Genomic DNA, 17001 nt, shown 5'->3' with positions numbered 1-17001 from the left:
CCGACAACCGTCATGACCGAACACCACGCATCCGCCCATCGCCACGTGTCCCAGGCGATGCGGCGGACGACGGCGACCGGGTCGGACACTATCTGCCCGTGACCGCGGAGCTATGGGACCGCGGTCGCAGGAACGAGGACACTCGCTGCGGCAACTGACCAGGCGAGCTGAGGTAATCCACATCGGCCGGCCAGCTGCCGGCCAGCTCACCGGCCACGATGCGCTCACACCCCAAACCGGGCTCTGTCAGCTCCGGCGAACACTTCCCAGCCTCACAGCCCTCTCACAATGACTGACAAGGCCATCGCTGACAGTGCAGAACATGCGGGGTACTCGATTCTCTGATCAATCACTGGGAACGGACGCTGGCGGGGAGTGTGGCGCTTTCGGCTCTGTCTCACATTCGGTGGTGACCGAGGGTGGTTGATGTCGTTGAGACCGTGTGTGCAAGATCGATGATCTTATGAAGATGGTGTTCTCGGGGTTGTCCCCGCTGGTGATCGATGACGTCACGGATGAGGGCGAGCGGATTCTGGTGCGGGCTCGGACCCCTGGGACGCCTGTGGCATGTCCGGGCTGCGATGCGGTGACGGGCCGGGTGCACGGGTATCACCAGCGGACTCTCGCGGACGTGTCGGTCGATGCCCGGCCGGTGGTGCTGCGGGTACGCGTGCGCCGTCTGGTCTGCCCGACGCGGGGCTGCCGCCGCACGTTCTGCGAACAGCTTCCGGGTGTTCTGGAGCGTTACCAGCGCCGCACGCCTCGGCTGGTCTCCCAGGTCGCTGCGGTGGTGCGCCATCTGGCCGGCCGGGGTGGCGCTCGCCTGATGTCGGCCCTGGCGATAGTCGTCATGTCCCGACACACCGCCCTGCGGTCGCTGCTACGCGTTCCGCTGCCCGAACGCAGAGTGCCCCGCGTGCTCGGGGTTGACGACTTCGCGCTGTGCCGTCGCCGGCGTTACGCCACCGTCCTGATCGACGCGGTCACCCGCCAGCGCGTCGACGTGCTGCCCGACCGCAAGGCCCACACGTTGCAGACGTGGCTGCGGGAGCGTCCCGGTGTCGAGGTGGTGTGTTGGGACTCCTGCGGCGCCTACGCCGAGGCGGTCCGCCGTGCCCTGCCCGCAGCGGTGCAGGTCGCCGACCGTTGGCATCTGTGGCACAACCTCGCCGAGGCCGTGCGCAAAGAGGTCACCGCGCACAGCATGTGCTGGGCCGCCGCCGGCCTGCCGCCCCAGGAGGGTAAGCGGGCGGTGACCACCCGGCAGCGGTGGCAGCAGGTCCACGACCTGCTCGACAGAAGAGTCGGCCTGCTCGAATGCGCCCGCCGGCTCAACCTTGGCCTCAACACCGTCAAACGCTACGCCCGGATCAGCGAACCCGAACGCCTGGTCCGCGCACCGCAGTACCGGCCCACCCTCGTCGACCCCTACCGCGAGCACCTACGGCGCCGCCGCCAACAAGATCCCGCCGTCGGCGCCACCCAACTCCTGACCGAGATCAGAGAAATGGCCTACACCGGCAGCCTGAACCTGCTCTACCGCTACATCACCCAAGGCCGGGTCGAAGCCGACCGCCCAGCTCTGTCGCCCAGGCGTCTGACCCGCTACCTCCTCACCGAACCTGACCAGCTCACAGAACACCAGCGGACGCTCATCGACGCCCTCACCGCCGCCTGCCCGGAGATGACCGCGCTGACCGGCTTCATCGGCTCGTTCGCCGCGCTCCTCACGCCAGCAGTCGGCAACGACGACCGTCTCGACTCCTGGATCGCCGAGGTCAAGGCCACCCACCTGCCCCACCTGCACACCTTCACCCGCGGCCTCGGCCTTCGACCGCGACGCCGTCAACGCCGCCCTGACCCATCCGTTCCACAACGGCGGCACCGAAGGCGTCAACACCAAAACCAAACTGATCAAGCGACAAATGTACGGACGCGCCGGGTTCGACCTTCTACGACACCGCATCCTGCTCGGCTAACCGGCACTCACCGTCACCACCGAATGTGAGACAGAGCCAAAATCGACACACTCCCCTACGTGGCGGGCAGCTCGTCGTGTACCCAGGTCACGCTGGTGGGTCGTTGGCCTGAGGTGACGTACTCGATGACGGCGTTGCGGGCGGTTGCGGTGTTTACCCGGGCAAGGCGGGCGGGGATGTCGCGTAGGCCGGTGTCGGGGGACTCGTACACGGTGATCGGCCTGTCGGCATCGAGGTCGGTGGCGTGGCTGCCGTCGGGGAGCCACCGCAGTGCGGCCCGGTCGGCGTCCGCGTCGATGTCGATGCGCAACACCGGTCCGTCGGCGGTGCCGATGGTGAGTGTCTGTCCGCATTCTCCGTGGGGCATGATCGCCGTGATCTGGTCGTCGAAGCGGCTTCCCGCCTCGTCAGGGCTGGTCAGGTCGTAGGGGTGCCCGTGGTAGTCGCGTAGCAGCGGGGTCATCGGCTGATCCTTTCTCCGGTGCCGGTGTAGACACGGTGCCACCAGGTGGTGCCGCCGTCGCGGGTGACCCACACGCGTAGGCGGCTTCCTGCGGGCAGGATGGCCGGCAGGATCTTGTCACACGTCCAGGGGTAGGCCTGGTCTCGGTCGCTGGTGCCGCAGACGGTGTTGTCGATGGCGAGGTCCGCCTCGCCACAGCCGGCGCGGCGCAGGTGCGCGGCGGCCTTCGACTCGACGTGGTCGTAGAAGGTGACCGGCGGCCCGCGCAGCGGGTCGTGGACGAGGTCAGCGGCCAGGGACCGGTCGCCTCCTCCGGACGTGACCGGCATGCCGTCGAGGAATCCTTGGGTGGGACGGGTGCTGCCCGCCGGCCGAGGAGGCAGAGAGCCAGCGGTGGCACGGACGGTATCGGGTAGTGCGCCAGGATCGACCTGCCGCCAGGCGCGATCGACTGGTGCCGGGAAGGTGTTCTGCCCACCATCAGATGCCGATCCCTGACCAGGGGGCGGACCCGTGGGATGGACGGGCGACACGGGCACGGGCTGGGCGGCGGACGCGTTACCGCCGCCTGTGGCCGGGGCGGCGAGCACACCGACGTGGCGGGCTTGCGTCAGTGCGGCGTTGACGGCGTGACGGGCGGCCTCCCCACGGGTTCGAAGGACGTGGAGAAGGTCGTTCACTCTCTGCAGGCCCGCCAGCGTCGGGCCGGGCTGACCTCCCCGCAAGGCGCCCACAACGTGCTGCCGCGCTTGCCCGATCTGCGCCGCCGACGCGGCGATGCCGCTGTCGACAACCGTGAGGGCCGCAGCCACCGACGCCAGCACGGCGGTGACCTCTTGCGGGGAGGACTGCTGCGGAACCGACGCGACCACACGCGCCGTCTCGCCGAGGACACCGCTGATCGAGGTCAGCTGCGCATGCACCTGCCCGAGAACGCCCCGCACCGGTGTAAGCCCTGCCGCGACCGCCGTGAAGCCGGCGGCCGTGGCCCGGACGATGATCTGTTCCACCGCGTCGTCCACCGCCCGCACGTGCTGCTCGGTACTGGCGACACCGGCGGCCATCGCCTTCAGGTCACCGATGATGTCGTCGATCAGCGACATCACCCGTCCTTACCCGCCGGCCCTCGTGCCCCACTGTTTCGAGGCTATAGATCGGTATGGAGACAAGACAACGCCAGGCCAAGCGGACGACCCTGGCATCGTGTCGCCACGACCAGGGAGCGGAGCCTGCAAAGGCTCCGCGCCGGCGGGTTCAGGCAGCAGCGTCGTTGCGGGGATGAGCTCGGCAACGGCGGGCTGCGCCAGCCCCACCCGAAGCACTCCGAATGCTCAAGGTCAAGACCGCCAGGAAGTGGAAGGGAAGAATCTGCCGTAGTCGTTTGACTTGACGCGCCGGGCCGTGTCGAAGATTCGTGTCGAGGGTGTTCGACACGCGTCGACCAGCTTCTACTTGTTTCTGGCATCAAGGGGTTCGGCGGTTGGCCGGCCGTCAGCGACGGTAGGTGGCGTCAGGAGGCATTCCGGATGCAGCGGCACCCGTCGAGGGGCGCGTTCAGACAGCGTCGAGATCTCGGGACGGGGGCCGGTTTGATGGAAGGGAAGCGGTGGCCATGGGCTTGGATCACGCATCTGCCAGGAAAGAGGTCGTTCGGCACCGAGGGCTGTTCATCTGCTTCGAGGGGATCGACGGGGCTGGCAAGACAACCGCTGTCGGTCGTGTCGTCGAGGCGTTGGGCGGTCGTGGAATCCCGGCCGTCGTGTTCGACAAGAAGATCACGCAGTTCGGCTCGGAGTACGTGCGCCGTCATGCTGGTGAGTTGCGGGCGTTGATCTGGGAGCACCCGGCGGACGACCCGTACCTCGAGTTGGGTGACATGCACTGGGTGTACTTGCAGGCGGCCTGGTACTCGGCTGCGGCGCACTGCGCGGTCCGGCCTCTGCTGGAAGCAGGGCAGGTGGTGGTGACGGACACCTGGACGTACAAGTTCCTGGCGAAGCTGGCGATGCGCCCGAACGTTGACCTTCGGGCGGCGGCTGCGGTGTTCGATGGGCTGCCGCAGCCGGATCTTGTCGTCCGTCTCGACCTTGATCCGGTGACGGCGGCGGATCGTAAGACGACCTTCGGCATCAGCGAGGCGGGCAACCACGAGGGCAATGTGGTGCTGACCCGGGAGGCGTTCATCGGCTACCAGCGTCGCTTGGCTGAGGTGCTCGACGCGTGGACCCTCCAGTACGGCTGGATGCCGTTGGATGTCAACGGCATGTCGCCGCAGGATGTCGGCGCGGCGGTCGCCGAGTTGGCCGTGGCCAGGCTCGGCGGGCGGCGCCCAGGGTCGACGTCTGTTGCCACGGCTGGCCGGTGATTGACGTGTGGCGCATCGGCAAGCGGTTCTCATTCGACGCGTCGCATCGTCTGTCGGGCCTGCCCGAGGGACACAAGTGCGGTCGGTTGCACGGGCACACCTACACCGTCGAGGTGGTGCTGGAAGGCGACTCGCTCGCCGGACCGGGCTTCGTGACCGACTTCGGTGACCTGGCCCCGTTCGGCCACTATCTCCGCGATCACCTTGACCATCGGCACCTCAACGATGTCCTGGTCGATGTCGAGCCCACCAGTGAGTGGCTGGGGTGCCATCTCGCGCAGTGGCTTAAGGAACATCTGGCTGAATCTCTGGGTGGCCGGCTGGCGGTGGTTCGGGTGTCCGAGACTCCCAGCAGCTGGGCCGAGTACGTCCTGGACCTGACGTGACCACCTCGCTGCCCCCGCTGGTGTCAGACGGGCGGCTGCTGGTGGCGGAAGTGTTTGGCCCGACGTTCCAGGGCGAAGGCCCCTCTGCCGGGCAGCAGGCGATGTTCGTCCGCCTTTCCCGGTGCAATCTGCGATGTCCCGGCTGCGACACCCCCTACACGTGGGACACCCGCCGTTATGACCTGCGCGAACATTCTGTCGTCACGTCGGTTGACGCTGTCGCGGCGCAGGTTTTCGCCTCGTCGCCACGGTTGGTGGTGATCACGGGTGGAGAGCCGCTGCTGCAGCAGGCAAACGTGACCGTTTTGACAGATCGGCTGGCTGCAGCTGGGCGTCAGGTGGAGATCGAGACCAACGGCACGATCGTTCCGAGCCCGGCGTTGACCACGGTGGTTGCACGGTTCAACGTCTCACCGAAGCTGCCGTCGTTCGCCGCCACCGGTGACCGGCCTGTCAACGGCGAGGCGTTGGGCGCGTTCGTGGCGACGGGACGTGTGGTGTTCAAGTTTGTGGTGTCCGGGCCGGGAGACTTCGACGTGATCGCTGGTCTCGTTGAGCGGTACGGGTTGGCGCCGGTGTGGGTGATGCCGGAGGGCACCCGTTCTGGACTGCTCGTGGCGGACCTTCGCGCGCTGGCGGACGAGACGCTGCGGCGTGGCTGGAACTTGACGGGGCGACTGCATGTCCTGCTGTGGGAGGACGTTCGTGGACGCTGACCTTGTCGCACCCAGGTTGGTGGTGGTCGGCGGTGTCTCCGTGGATCGGATCAGCACCCCGCAGCAATGTGGGGTACAGGTTCTTGGTGGTGGTGGGTTGTACGCGGCGCTGGCGGCGGCGACCCGTACCACCGTCGGCCTCGTGGGGCTCTGCAGCGATCATCCGCTGACGGCTGGCCGGCCGTGGTGGCCTGCGGTCGACGATGCGGGCCTGGTCACCCTGCCTGGCCGTCACCTCGCCTTCGACATCAGCTACGACCAGCATGGCCGGGCCACCTACCGTACCGACGATGCCGGCGACGAACGTCACCTGCACCCCGGTCAGGTGCCGACGCGGTACCTGACCGCCGCCGGGTTTCACTTGTGCGCCCTGGGTGATCCGGTCGCTCAGCTGCGATACGCGAACGAGCTGCGTGCAATGGCCGGCACCGGGCAGGCCCAGGTCAGCGCCGGTACGTTCCTGGCTCGGATCGCCGCCGACCGCCGATCGGTGCGGCGGGTGCTCGCTGCCTGCGACGTGTTCGTGTGCTCGGCGCCGGAAGCCATCGCCCTTGCCAGTGTCGGGCAGCTGGTGGACGCGTTGGCGTGGCTGACCCGGTCGGTCGGCGATCCTGGGCGGGCGGTGGTGGTGACCGACGCGGATCAGGGCTGCTACGTCGTAGGAGGCGAGGCTATCCATCGGGTCTCGACGTTTCCTCGCCCGGCCGTGGATCCCACCGGCGCGGGCGAGGCCTTCGCCGGGGCGCTGGCGGCGTGCCTGGTCGAAGGCGACGAGCTGGTGACCGCAGCTCGGTACGCGTGCGCGGTCGCGTCCCTGGTGGTGGAGGACTTCGGGCCGGCGGCGCTGTTGCACCCCGACCGGCAGGTGCTGGAGACGCGGGTCGCCGCGATGCGGCGGGCTGTGGTCGAGGTAGGGGGCTGATGGTGGGGTTGTTCGTAGCGGTGGAGGGCATCGACCACAGCGGTAAGACGACTCTCGTCGAGAGCCTGTGCCAGGCGTTGGCCCGGCGGGGTGTCGCTGTGGGGCGGTACAAGGAGCCAACTGGTGCGCCGATTGGGAGCCTGCTGCGCCGCCTCGCGGTCGAGGAGCCGGCGTGCCCGCCTGCGCTGGCGTTGCTGTCGGCCGCCGATCGGCACCATCAGCAGCCTTCGTTGCGGGCTTTGCTGCGCGAGGCGCGGGTCGTGATCGCTGACCGATACTACCTGTCCGGGCTGGCGTACCACCACGCCGACGGCATCGACCCCGCCCTCTACGCCGCCTGCGCCGTCGGCATACGGATGCCGGACGTGTACCTATACCTCGACGTCCCGGTGCTGGTGGCAGCGGCCCGCGTCAGCCGGCCGCCGGACAGCCGATGGGAGACGCCGGAGTTCACCCGCCACCTTCCGCAGGCCTATCACACCTGCCTGCGCCTGTTGCGTGACCAGCACGCCGATGTCGTCGTTCTTGACGCCCAGCAGTCCGCATCCGACGTCCTGGCCGCCGCGTTGGTGGCGGTCGAGGACCGGTTGTCCGCCCCCATGTCGACGAGGAATGCCGCATGAGAAGCCTGCGCTGCACCGCCCTGATTCTCGGTTCCGGCCCGGCGGGCCTGTTCGCCGCCGACGCCCTGCTCCGCGCTGGCATGACCGACATTGTGATCGCCGAACGGGGCCGGCCGATGGCGCGGCGGGTGTGCCCACCCGGCCCCGGCTGCGAGTGCCGCACCTGCCCCGTCCTGGAAGGCGAGGGCGGAGCCGGATCATTCTCCGACGGGAAGATCACCCTGTCAGCGGTCCGCGGCACGCACTCCCAACGCCTGTTCACCGAGGTCCAGGCGGAGCAGCTCGACGTCATCGCCGCAGCGGTCCGCCGCAACGTCAGCGACGCCGTCGACTACTCGCCGGTGCCGCAGCTGTCCGCGCTGGCTGGGCACGAGAGCCGGCTGCGGGGTGAGTCGTACCCGCTGCTGCACGTGGGATCTGACGGTATCCGCGAGTTCGGCCGCCGGTTCAGCGCCGAACTGCAGGACCGCGGCGTACGCCTTCTTACCGGCGTCGACGCCACGAAGCTGCGCATCAGTGATAGCAGCATCCGGGGAGTCGTCGGCCGTGACCGCTCCGGACCGCTCACCATCGACGCCGAGGTGGTCGTCGCCGCGGTGGGCATGGTCGGCACCCCGTGGTTGGAGCAGCAGCTCATTGCCGCCGGCGTGAGGCTGGAGACCGGTCCGGCGGACATCGGCATCCGGCTGGAGACCTCGGCCGCCGCGCTGGACCCGCTGATCGCCCAGTTCTACGACTTCAAGGCCCACCACACCAGCCCCGGCGGGATCGACGTGCGCAGCTTCTGTGTCAACGGGCACGGCTACATCGTCAACGAGTTCCACCGCCCCCTGAACATCCGCGGCGTCAACGGCCACTCGTTCCTGCACCGGCGCAGTGACCTGTCCAACCTGGCGATCCTGGCCACCATCACCGAGGCGTTCACGCCCGACCCGAAGGCGTACGTCCGGGACACCGCCCGCGCCATCACCGCCGCCACCGGCGGCTACCCGGTCCGGCAACCCCTCGCCGCGTTCCTGCCCGACGCGGCCAGCGGGCAGCCGCTCGGCGTGGCCGCGTCGAACGCGAAGACTCGCCCCGGTGACCTGCGGGCGATGCTGCCCCGGCCGTTGGCCGACGCCTTCGCCAGCTACATCACGGCCCTCGGCGCCGCGCTGCCGCCGGTACTCGCCCCGGACACTGTGCTGTACGCGCCGGAGATCAAGTACTACAACTACCGCGTCCCCATCGACCCCGCCACCTGGCGCAGCCGTGACATCGCCGGCCTGTACGTGGTGGGCAACGCCGCCGGCTACACCGCCAGCCTCTCCGCCGCCGCGCTGAGCGGCCTGATCGCCGGCCAGGCCATCGCCGACCACGCCACCACGCCGGTCCCACGATGAACGCCACCGCCGAGTTCGACCTGCCGTTCGCCACGCCACCGGATCTGGACGCCACCATGGACATCCAGATTCCCGCCCTGGCCTGGCAGGCCGACCCGACCGGCGGCTACCGCCGGGTACTGCATCTGGGCGGCCAGCCGATCGTCGTCACCGTCCGCGAAGGCGACAGCGGCCTGCACGTCAGCGCCAGCCACTCTCACGACGAGCTGCCGGATCTGCTGCGTCGGATGTTCCCGGTCCAGATCGCCGACCTCAATCTCGGCACCCACCCCGTCTGGGGCCAGATGCAGGACCGGTACGCCGGGGTGATCGTCATGTGGGCACCGCCGTTCGAGGCCCTGGTCGTCACCGTGCTGTCGCAGAACCGCACCGGCGAGATCGTCCGCCGCGTCTACCCCGGCCTCGACCAGCTCTGCGGCGGACTGAAGCCGCAGAGCCTGGCAGCCCTTGACCGCGAGACGCTACGCGCGGCCATCCGCTCCGCCGGGCCGTACAAGGCGGACCGGCTGAGCGCCCTCGCCGCGATGATCGCCGACGGCGGCCTCGCCCGGTTCGAGCAGCGCATCATGCACGGCCCGCCCGCCGAAGCGCTCGCCTACCTCGAAAGCCTGCCCGGCGTGGCGCACAAGACCGCCGCCTGCGTGCTCGTGTTCTCCGCCCGCACCACCACGACCATGCCGGTCGACGTGCACCTGTTCCGCGTCGCCGACCGGCTCGGCCTGGCCACCCACGACGGCAAGCTCACCCCCACCGTCCGCGACGCCGTGATCGGCCAGCTCCTCACCCACAGCGCCGACGTCGCGCTGGCCCACTTCGTGTTCCTGCTCGTGGGCCGAACCACCTGCACCGCCGCAACGCCCACCTGCGCCCTTTGCTTCCTACGCCGCGACTGCCGCTACGCCGGCAGCCATCACCCGGACGAGGAGAACCAATCATGATCGACATCGCGGTCATCACCAGCACCCCGCACCTCGCCGGCCTGTCCACCGCAGGCAGCATCGACATGGCGCTGACCCACCTCGTACTCAGCCAACCCGCCCAGGCCGCCCACTTCGCCGCACGCTCCCGTGCCGGAGTCCGGGTCGTGCTCGACAACAGCGCCTACGAGCTGGAGGACAGCACCGGCCAGGGCATGTCCGCCGAATCCGTCCTCGGCGCGGCGCACCTGATCAACCCGGCGGTCGTCATCTGCCACGACGTCCTCTACGACGGCCCCGCCACCGTCGCAGCCACCCGCCGGTTCCTCACCCAAGCCGCCGACCTGGCCGACCCCGGACAGTTCACCTACATGGCCGTGCCGCAGGGCCGTAGCCGCCGCGAGTGGCTCGACTGCCATGCCCAACTCGCCGACTTGCCCGGAGTCGGCATGATCGGACTGAGCAAACTGTCGATACCGCGCTGCTTCGCCGGCCCGGTCGCCGAGGCCCGCCTCGACTGCCTGGCCGCCCTCACCGACGGCGGCCCCCCACCACTACCGGTACACCTGCTCGGCGGCGACCGGTCCCTGATCTGGGAACTACGCCAGCACCACGACCGCGGCTACGACGCATTCATCACCGGCAACGACTCGTCATTCGCCTTCTGGTACGCCGCCCACGACCTGCCCGCCGACGCCCTCACCGGCCGGGCCGAGCGCCACGCCCCGGACAAGCCGAACCTCCACGACCACGTCCTCGACCCGGCACGACTCGCCGCCGCCCACCTGCACGTCAACCTGCTACGCCAAGCGGCCGGCCTCGCCACCCAGCCCGCCGAGACGACGATCGAACAGGAGGCGGCATGGCGCTGACCCGCCACATCCACGTCACCACGCAGGTCGAAGGCGTACATAGGTGGCCCGACGCAGGCCCACCCGACGCCTACCTCACCGCGCCCCACCGACACCTGTTCGTCGCATCCGTCGAGATCTCCGTGCAGCACGGCGACCGCGAGCTGGAGATCAACGCCGTCGCCCGCTGGCTCACCACCGTCCTGGCCTCGTTCGCTGATCCGCCCGACCCGCCGGACGGGCCGCTGAACTTCGGCGCCCAGAGCTGCGAGCACCTCGCCGAACGACTCGTCACGGCGATCACCGACCGGTACGGCACACACCGGCGGGTGCGGTGCACCGTGGCCGAGGACGGCATCCTCGGCGGTGGTGTCCAGTGGAACCCCGACCCGGCAGGGGTCGGCCGGTGAGCCCTTCAGACCAAGGCAACCGCAGCGGTGGTCAGGTGTCCGCACATGAGGATCCCGTCGCGGCGCAGCCCTTCCTCGATGTCCCGCGCCGCGTAGCGGCCGACGCCGGCGTCGTTGAGGATCCGCATCACCGTCGGGTGCGGCCGCACCTCGTCCACGGACGCCTGGACGACCCCATCGACGTGATGTCCGCCGGCCGCCACCCGCGTCGCGGTACCAGCGCGGAACGCGAACATCACGAAGTGGTACGAGCCGTCCTCGGCGCGAATCTCGTACACCCCCGTCGGCGTCAGCCCTCCGACCTCGAAGCCGGCCTCCTCCACCGTCTCCCGACCGGCCGCATCCTGCGCGGACTCGCCGAACTCGACCTTGCCGCCCGGCAGCAGCAACCACCCCGCGTACGGGCCACGCTGCTGCCGCACGAACACCACCTCGCCGGGGGCGGTGGACACGACCGCCAACGCGGCGATAGTCGGCTTCGCGGTCACAATCACCCATCCCCGATGAGGGCCAACGACGCCCGCACCTCGCCTCGACGTTCAGGACCGGGCGAAAGGCGTCTGTGGCACCCTACCGGCGGCACACCGCCAGCCCTCCCCAACACGCCCCAACGAACTGTGCTGGCGGGTGAGACGCGGTGACCGCACCCGACACCGGCCAGGCGTTGCTACTCATCGCGGACGCCGACCTGCTTTACCAGCCCCGGCCACTGCGACCGGACGAGCCGATCACGATCGTCACCGTGCCCACACCGGCGCAGCCCCAGACCCCGCACACCATCATCCCCGACTTCAAAGGCCACCAGCCCCTGTCGGTGCTCACCCGAACTCACGACGGATCCCGCCAGCACGCCCAGCAGATCCCGGCCGGTGCCCTGCTCGACGGCCTCCGCCTGGGTCCCGCAGTAACGGACGCGCTGAACCTGGTTGGCGAGCGGTACCCGACACGACACGCTCCATTGTTCTGCGCCACCGGCCACCCCGACGGCTGGCACACCTACAGCCGCGCCCACCTGCGGGCCGACGCGGCGTGCTTTATCCGCACCTCGGCCGCACCCACCGGCGACCCGAGCGACCCCATCGGCTGGATACCGGACGCCGTCACCCGCCACAGCGAGCACGCCCCTCAGCTCAACAGCCTCGACTGTTCACTCACCAAGGCCCACACGGGCAAGGAGATCGAAACCAAGTTCACGCTCCCGTCCGACACACCGCTGTGGCCCCTCGCCAGCGACCTGCACGACCGCGTCGCCACCGGCGCGCTCCCCGACATGGCACCCCGCTTCCGCGACCCCCTCGAGATGTGGGACTTCAGCAACATCCTCTTCGAGGTCCACGGACCAGACCCTCAGCGCGGCTACGTCTCCTTCCTCTACACACGGCCCGGTATCTACCAGGTCAAACGCAAGAACTATGACGCCGATGCCCTGGTCAGACACGAACACGTCGACATCGACGTCACTATCACCGAACCCCTCAACCGCTACGTGCGCGACACCCTCGGGCTGTCCGCCCGACCCATGCCCTCATTCCGCCGCATGCGCTATGACATCAACTTCGAGTCGCTGCGCACCGGGCACCACTACGGCATCTTCGTCGACCGCTGTTCCCTGCACGTCGACCCGACCGAAACCCTCGCCCAAGTCGAGGTCGAATACCTGCGCAGCCGCAGCGTGCTACCCCTAGACGAGCCCGCCGTCTTCACCGAAGTCGAGAACATCACCGACTGGGTCGCCGGCATCTTCACCGAGCACACCCTGCCCGCCCAGCGCGGCTACTACTCCAAGCTGTCGTTCCTCCGCGACACCGTGACAGGAAGACCACACCTCCTACCACCGGTCGACAAGGACACCCACCCATGACCAGTCACCTCGGCACCCTCCCCGCGATGGACCTCGAATCCGCCCGCGATGCCGCCACACAGCTTCTCAAGGCACTCGGGGTGGACACCGACGCGCCGGGCACCGCCAACACCCCGAACCGGATGGTCGCCTCCTACGCCGAACTACTCAGCCCGCGCCCGTTCACCCTGACCACCTTCCCCAACGACACCGCCTACGACCGCCTCGTCACCATCAGGGCGATCCCCTTCCACAGCCTCTGCGAACACCACATGCTGCCGTTCCACGGCACCGCCGACGTCGCCTACCAACCCACCGACACGATCGTCGGCCTGTCGAAGCTGGCCCGACTCGTAGAGCACACCGCCAAGCGGCCTCAAGTCCAGGAACGCCTGACCCAGCAGATCGCCGCCTACCTCATCGAACACCTCGCCCCATCCGGTGTCGGTGTTCTCGTCCGCGCCGAACACCTGTGCATGACCGTGCGCGGCGCACAAGCGCCGGGCACCGAGACGATCACCACCGCGCTGCTCGGCACACTCCGCTCCGACGCAGCACTGCGCGACGAGTTCCTGCACGCCACCCGAACCGAACAGCGGTGACATCCGCGTCCACTGCTTTAGCGCTCGCTTGACCCGGCAACGCACTAGTTTCATCCGGGCTAATGTCAGTCCCGGTCGCGCCGACCATTGTTGACGGAGCAGTCGTGTACGCGAACAGCGCACGGTGAAGAGGCCACTCTCATGATCAATCCGCAGCAGCTTCAGGATGCCAAGCACGCCCTCGGCAAAGGGCTCCGCGAGCTGCGCAAGGGGCGCGGCCTCTTGCAGAGAGATATCGCGCAACAGGTGTGCAGCACCCGCAGCACAGTGGCGAACGTGGAGGCCGGCCGGCAGGTGGTCGACCGGGTCTTCTGGCAGCAGTGCGACACGCTTCTCGACGCCGACGGCGAACTCGTCGGCGCCTACGACGCTTACCGCCTACTGCAGCAGCGCTATCAGTCCGAACGGGCCGAAGCGGCACTATGCGCCCGGTGGGGCACCGCCGTCGTGAGGGCCTTGGAGTCGAACGAGACCAACTCGGGTCTTGTGTCGGTTCACCGACGGCTCGCCCCCACTGCACAATCCGGCGACGATCTCGCAGCGACGATCGTGTCCATGATCGAGCAGGGCCCGCACGACGCTAGGAAGGATCACACCCTCGCCACGCCAGGTGGACGGTACTTTCCTAGTGCGCCTATGGCGGTCGAGGTCTATCCGGCGGTCGATGACGGGCGAATCGTCGCCACGATCCCCAGGACCGATGCCGGTCAGCAGTGGCGGTGGCCGCTGCAGCGGCGACTCGTTGCCGGACGAGTTTCCACGGCCAAGGGCGAGGGAGTGTTTGCTCTGGACTCCCGCCAGGCGTCCCGGCGCATGGTTGGCATCGGCGACGGTGTCCGCCTACTCATCCCTCGCGCGTACCAACTGGACGAGATCACCGCTGCGGTGTTGTGGGCCGTGGCGAATCTGGACCAGTCGCTGCTGCTCGACGACGCTCGCCTCGACGCCTCGCGAGCGGCCACGGCAGAGTACAGCCGTCTGACCCGGTCTGCGGTCAGCGGCGACCTCGTCCAAGACCTTGAGAATGTTTCACGGATGTGGCTCGGTTCGGCATTCTGCGCCGACCACATCAACCGCCAGTCGGCCGACCTCACCGAGGTGCCCACATTCTGGACACGGGAGCAGACCGGCGAGGAGGCCAGCACCTGGCTGCTGTTCGGGCACAAGTTGCGCTATCTGGCCGCTACCGCGGCACGTTTCAACACCAGCTCACAGCAGATGACGCGGCTGTTCTGCGTGCCGCGGGTGGCGGTGGACGCGACAACGCGGTCGGAGCGGGTTCTCCTGCTGCTGGCGGTCGCGTTGATGGAGTCCTTCGGCATCGACGTCGCGGTCACCGACGAACCCGAGTACAGCGCGCTGCCCGGCCTCGTTCTCACCCGGCAGCGCGCGATCGTCGCGACATGGATCCGCGCCGACGGCGTGTGGCACGTCGACATCACCGACCAGCGCCCCGCGCTAGCCGACTACCACGACGCCGTCGGGCACGCACGAGCTCATTCCCTGATCGCCGCCGACACAGCCGGCTCGCGGCTGCATGCCCTCGCCGAGTACCTCGAACTCGACTGGACCAAGCTGCGAAACCGGTGCGCCGAACTCGGCGACCACGGGCTGGCTGGGATAGCGGAGCCGCGCAGCCGCCTACTGTCCCTCGACGGCGCCGATCGGGCGTGTCGCTTCGTCGGCTCCCTCCCGTAATAGGCTCCCGAGACCACCAACCATCGCTGTAGGCCCTGGAAGGATCCCGGTGTCCTCGAACTCGACAACGTCTACGCCACGCGTGGTGGTGTTCGGCCTCGGCGGCACCATCGCCATGACCAGCAGCGCTGGCGGAGCGGTAAGTCCTACCCTGTCCGCCCAGCAACTCGTCGATGCCACACCCGGCCTTGCCGCGACAGGAATCGCGATCGAGGCAGTGGAGTTCCGGCACCGTCCCGGTGCCTCCCTCACCTTCGCTGACATCACCGAACTCTCCGCCGCCGCAGCCGATGCGCTGGCCGCAGGTGCGACCGGCGTCGTGGTCACCCAGGGCACCGACACGATCGAGGAAGCCGCCTACCTGCTCGACCTACTCCACCACCGGCCCGAACCCCTCGTGGTCACCGGCGCGATGCGCAACCCCACCCTCGCCGGCGCCGACGGGCCCGCCAACATCCTCGCGGCCATCCACACCGCCATCTCCCCGCACGCGCGAGGCCAGGGCTGCCTCGTCGTCCTCGCCGACGAGATCCACGCCGCCCGCTGGGTCACCAAAACCCACTCCACCAGCGCAGCCACCTTCCGCTCACCGGACACCGGACCCCTCGGCTACGTCCTGGAAGGCGCCGTGCGGATGCTGAACCGGCTGCCTTACCGGCTGACCGTGCCCGTGCCGCAACCCGCCCGACAGGCGACCGTCGGCCTGCACACGGTCACCTTCGATGACGACCCCGCCCTCCTCGCCGCCGTCGGCGTCCGCGTCGACGGCCTTGTCGTCGCCGGGTTCGGTGTCGGCCACGTTCCCGAATCGCTCGTCGACACCCTCACCACCCTCGCGGAACGAATCCCCGTCGTCCTCACCTCCCGCACCCCCGCCGGGCCGACCCTCACCCACACCTACGGCTTCCCCGGCTCCGAGCAGGACCTCATCGCACGCGGCCTCATCCCCGCCGGCTGGCTGCACCCCTACAAGGCCCGCATCCTGCTCCGCGCCCTCCTTCACGGCGAAGCGAAGCCACAGGACATCGCGACAGCGGTAACCACCGCAGGCGGCCTCACCGCGCACACCGCCTGGCCCTGGCCCACCGCCATGAACAACAACGACCAACCGGAGACGAGCACCACGAATGCGTAGCCACGAACTCACCCCAGGCCGCATGATCGGCGTCGTCTTCGACCACGGCGACGACTTCTTCACCGCACTCACCGACACCTGCCGAACTCACGGCATCAAGCAGGGCTACATCCCCGTCTTCATCGCCGGCCTCAGCACCGCGAGAATCGTCGGCACCTGCCAGCGGCTCGACAACCCCGACGCCCCGATCTGGTCCCACGTCGACCTGACCAACGTCGAGGCACTCGGGGGCGGCACCATCGCCTGGGACGAGACCACCCAGACGATCACACCCCACATCCACATCACGGTCGGCCTAAAGGAACACAGCGCGACGGCCCACACCAGCCACCTGTTGGATGCCACGGTCCAGTTCCTCACCGAGATGCTCATCATCGAGATCAGCTCGCCGACGATGAGCCGCCTGCCGAACCCTGACCTGTACGACGTGCCACAACTGCGGTTCGACCAACGAGGCGGCACCGAGACGTAGTCCCTACCTGGACAGCCTGCTACCGACTCATCAGTCTCTGGAGACCGTATCGGTTTCGCTTCGGACCTGGCCGCCCTGCGTGGCGGTCGGCCAGTGAGCCCGTCAGGTCGGGGTGCCCGCAGCTGCGGTCAGATGCCCACGTCTCAGAGGGCGGTTCGGAGGTTTAGGTCCGTTTCGGGATAAGGGTGAACACTCCGGGCTGGTCTTCGGTCAGGACTTGGCGGTTGACCATGCGTTTCA

At 68.7% G+C, this 17001-nt stretch carries 17 protein-coding genes and 1 pseudogene; 15 read left to right on the top strand and 3 right to left on the bottom strand.

What is annotated here, in order from left to right; all coding sequences use genetic code 11:
• The first annotated feature begins 463 nt into the window (after positions 1-463).
• Positions 464-1979, top strand: a pseudogene (locus tag ACFT41_RS26785) (ISL3 family transposase).
• 55 nt (positions 1980-2034) lie between these two features.
• Here the strand turns inward: ACFT41_RS26785 and ACFT41_RS26780 are convergent.
• Together ACFT41_RS26780 and ACFT41_RS26775 are read right to left on the bottom strand one after the other, a co-directional pair.
• Positions 2035-2442 (bottom strand): Imm1 family immunity protein, encoded by a 408-nt coding sequence (locus tag ACFT41_RS26780; protein ID WP_377588108.1) that lies wholly within the window; start codon positions 2440-2442, stop codon positions 2035-2037.
• The gene (locus tag ACFT41_RS26775) at positions 2439-3545 is read right to left on the bottom strand and encodes a DUF6244 family protein (protein WP_377588109.1); all 1107 of its coding nucleotides are present in this window, start codon (positions 3543-3545) and stop codon (positions 2439-2441) included. Before ACFT41_RS26775 ends, ACFT41_RS26780 begins: the two co-directional genes overlap by 4 nt.
• A gap of 509 nt (positions 3546-4054) precedes the next feature.
• On the opposite strand from ACFT41_RS26775, the gene ACFT41_RS26770 reads away from it, so the two are divergent.
• From ACFT41_RS26770 to ACFT41_RS26730, 9 genes are read left to right on the top strand one after another with little or no spacing between them, the layout of a single operon-like run.
• The gene (locus ACFT41_RS26770) at positions 4055-4807 is read left to right on the top strand and encodes a dTMP kinase (RefSeq protein WP_377588123.1); all 753 of its coding nucleotides are present in this window, start codon (positions 4055-4057) and stop codon (positions 4805-4807) included.
• Entirely contained in the window at positions 4804-5193 is a 390-nt protein-coding gene (locus ACFT41_RS26765; RefSeq protein ID WP_377588110.1) for a 6-pyruvoyl tetrahydropterin synthase family protein, read from the top strand. The genes ACFT41_RS26770 and ACFT41_RS26765 overlap by 4 nt, the downstream gene beginning before the upstream one ends.
• Positions 5190-5909: a 7-carboxy-7-deazaguanine synthase QueE gene (locus ACFT41_RS26760; protein ID WP_377588111.1), complete on the top strand. Its 720-nt coding sequence runs from the start codon at positions 5190-5192 to the stop codon at positions 5907-5909. Before ACFT41_RS26765 ends, ACFT41_RS26760 begins: the two co-directional genes overlap by 4 nt.
• Complete coding sequence (locus ACFT41_RS26755) at positions 5899-6831, top strand: carbohydrate kinase family protein (protein ID WP_377588112.1); 933 nt, start codon at positions 5899-5901, stop codon at positions 6829-6831. Before ACFT41_RS26760 ends, ACFT41_RS26755 begins: the two co-directional genes overlap by 11 nt.
• A 20-nt stretch (positions 6832-6851) precedes the next feature.
• The gene (gene tmk / locus ACFT41_RS26750; RefSeq protein ID WP_377588113.1) at positions 6852-7454 is read left to right on the top strand and encodes a dTMP kinase; all 603 of its coding nucleotides are present in this window, start codon (positions 6852-6854) and stop codon (positions 7452-7454) included.
• Positions 7451-8836: an FAD-dependent protein gene (locus ACFT41_RS26745; RefSeq protein WP_377588114.1), complete on the top strand. Its 1386-nt coding sequence runs from the start codon at positions 7451-7453 to the stop codon at positions 8834-8836. Before tmk ends, ACFT41_RS26745 begins: the two co-directional genes overlap by 4 nt.
• Entirely contained in the window at positions 8833-9774 is a 942-nt protein-coding gene (nth, locus tag ACFT41_RS26740; protein WP_377588115.1) for an endonuclease III domain-containing protein, read from the top strand. Before ACFT41_RS26745 ends, nth begins: the two co-directional genes overlap by 4 nt.
• Entirely contained in the window at positions 9771-10625 is an 855-nt protein-coding gene (locus ACFT41_RS26735; RefSeq protein ID WP_377588116.1) for a hypothetical protein, read from the top strand. Before nth ends, ACFT41_RS26735 begins: the two co-directional genes overlap by 4 nt.
• Complete coding sequence (locus ACFT41_RS26730; protein WP_377588117.1) at positions 10616-11014, top strand: hypothetical protein; 399 nt, start codon at positions 10616-10618, stop codon at positions 11012-11014. Before ACFT41_RS26735 ends, ACFT41_RS26730 begins: the two co-directional genes overlap by 10 nt.
• Before the next feature lie 5 nt (positions 11015-11019).
• Here the strand turns inward: ACFT41_RS26730 and ACFT41_RS26725 are convergent, their stop codons facing one another.
• A complete protein-coding gene (locus tag ACFT41_RS26725) occupies positions 11020-11502 on the bottom strand; it encodes an NUDIX hydrolase (protein WP_377588118.1) in 483 nt (160 codons plus the stop codon).
• A 149-nt stretch (positions 11503-11651) separates the two neighbouring features.
• On the opposite strand from ACFT41_RS26725, the gene ACFT41_RS26720 reads away from it, so the two are divergent.
• From ACFT41_RS26720 to ACFT41_RS26700, 5 genes are all read left to right on the top strand, one after another.
• Positions 11652-12875 (top strand): hypothetical protein, encoded by a 1224-nt coding sequence (locus ACFT41_RS26720; protein WP_377588119.1) that lies wholly within the window; start codon positions 11652-11654, stop codon positions 12873-12875.
• Entirely contained in the window at positions 12872-13456 is a 585-nt protein-coding gene (folE, locus tag ACFT41_RS26715; protein ID WP_377588120.1) for a GTP cyclohydrolase I, read from the top strand. The genes ACFT41_RS26720 and folE overlap by 4 nt, the downstream gene beginning before the upstream one ends.
• 141 nt (positions 13457-13597) lie before the next feature.
• Positions 13598-15154 (top strand): helix-turn-helix domain-containing protein, encoded by a 1557-nt coding sequence (locus ACFT41_RS26710; protein WP_377588121.1) that lies wholly within the window; start codon positions 13598-13600, stop codon positions 15152-15154.
• A 49-nt stretch (positions 15155-15203) separates the two neighbouring features.
• Positions 15204-16289 (top strand): asparaginase, encoded by a 1086-nt coding sequence (locus tag ACFT41_RS26705; protein ID WP_377588122.1) that lies wholly within the window; start codon positions 15204-15206, stop codon positions 16287-16289.
• On the top strand, positions 16282-16761 hold the full coding sequence (locus ACFT41_RS26700) for a PPC domain-containing DNA-binding protein (RefSeq protein WP_377614021.1): 480 nt from the start codon (positions 16282-16284) through the stop codon (positions 16759-16761). The genes ACFT41_RS26705 and ACFT41_RS26700 overlap by 8 nt, the downstream gene beginning before the upstream one ends.
• The last annotated feature ends 240 nt before the right edge of the window (positions 16762-17001 follow it).

This window comes from Micromonospora sp. NPDC057141, from assembly GCF_042670805.1.
GTDB lineage: Bacteria > Actinomycetota > Actinomycetes > Mycobacteriales > Micromonosporaceae > Micromonospora.
Note: the sequence above shows the minus strand (reverse complement) of the source record. Positions and strands in the feature narration are given on the sequence as shown.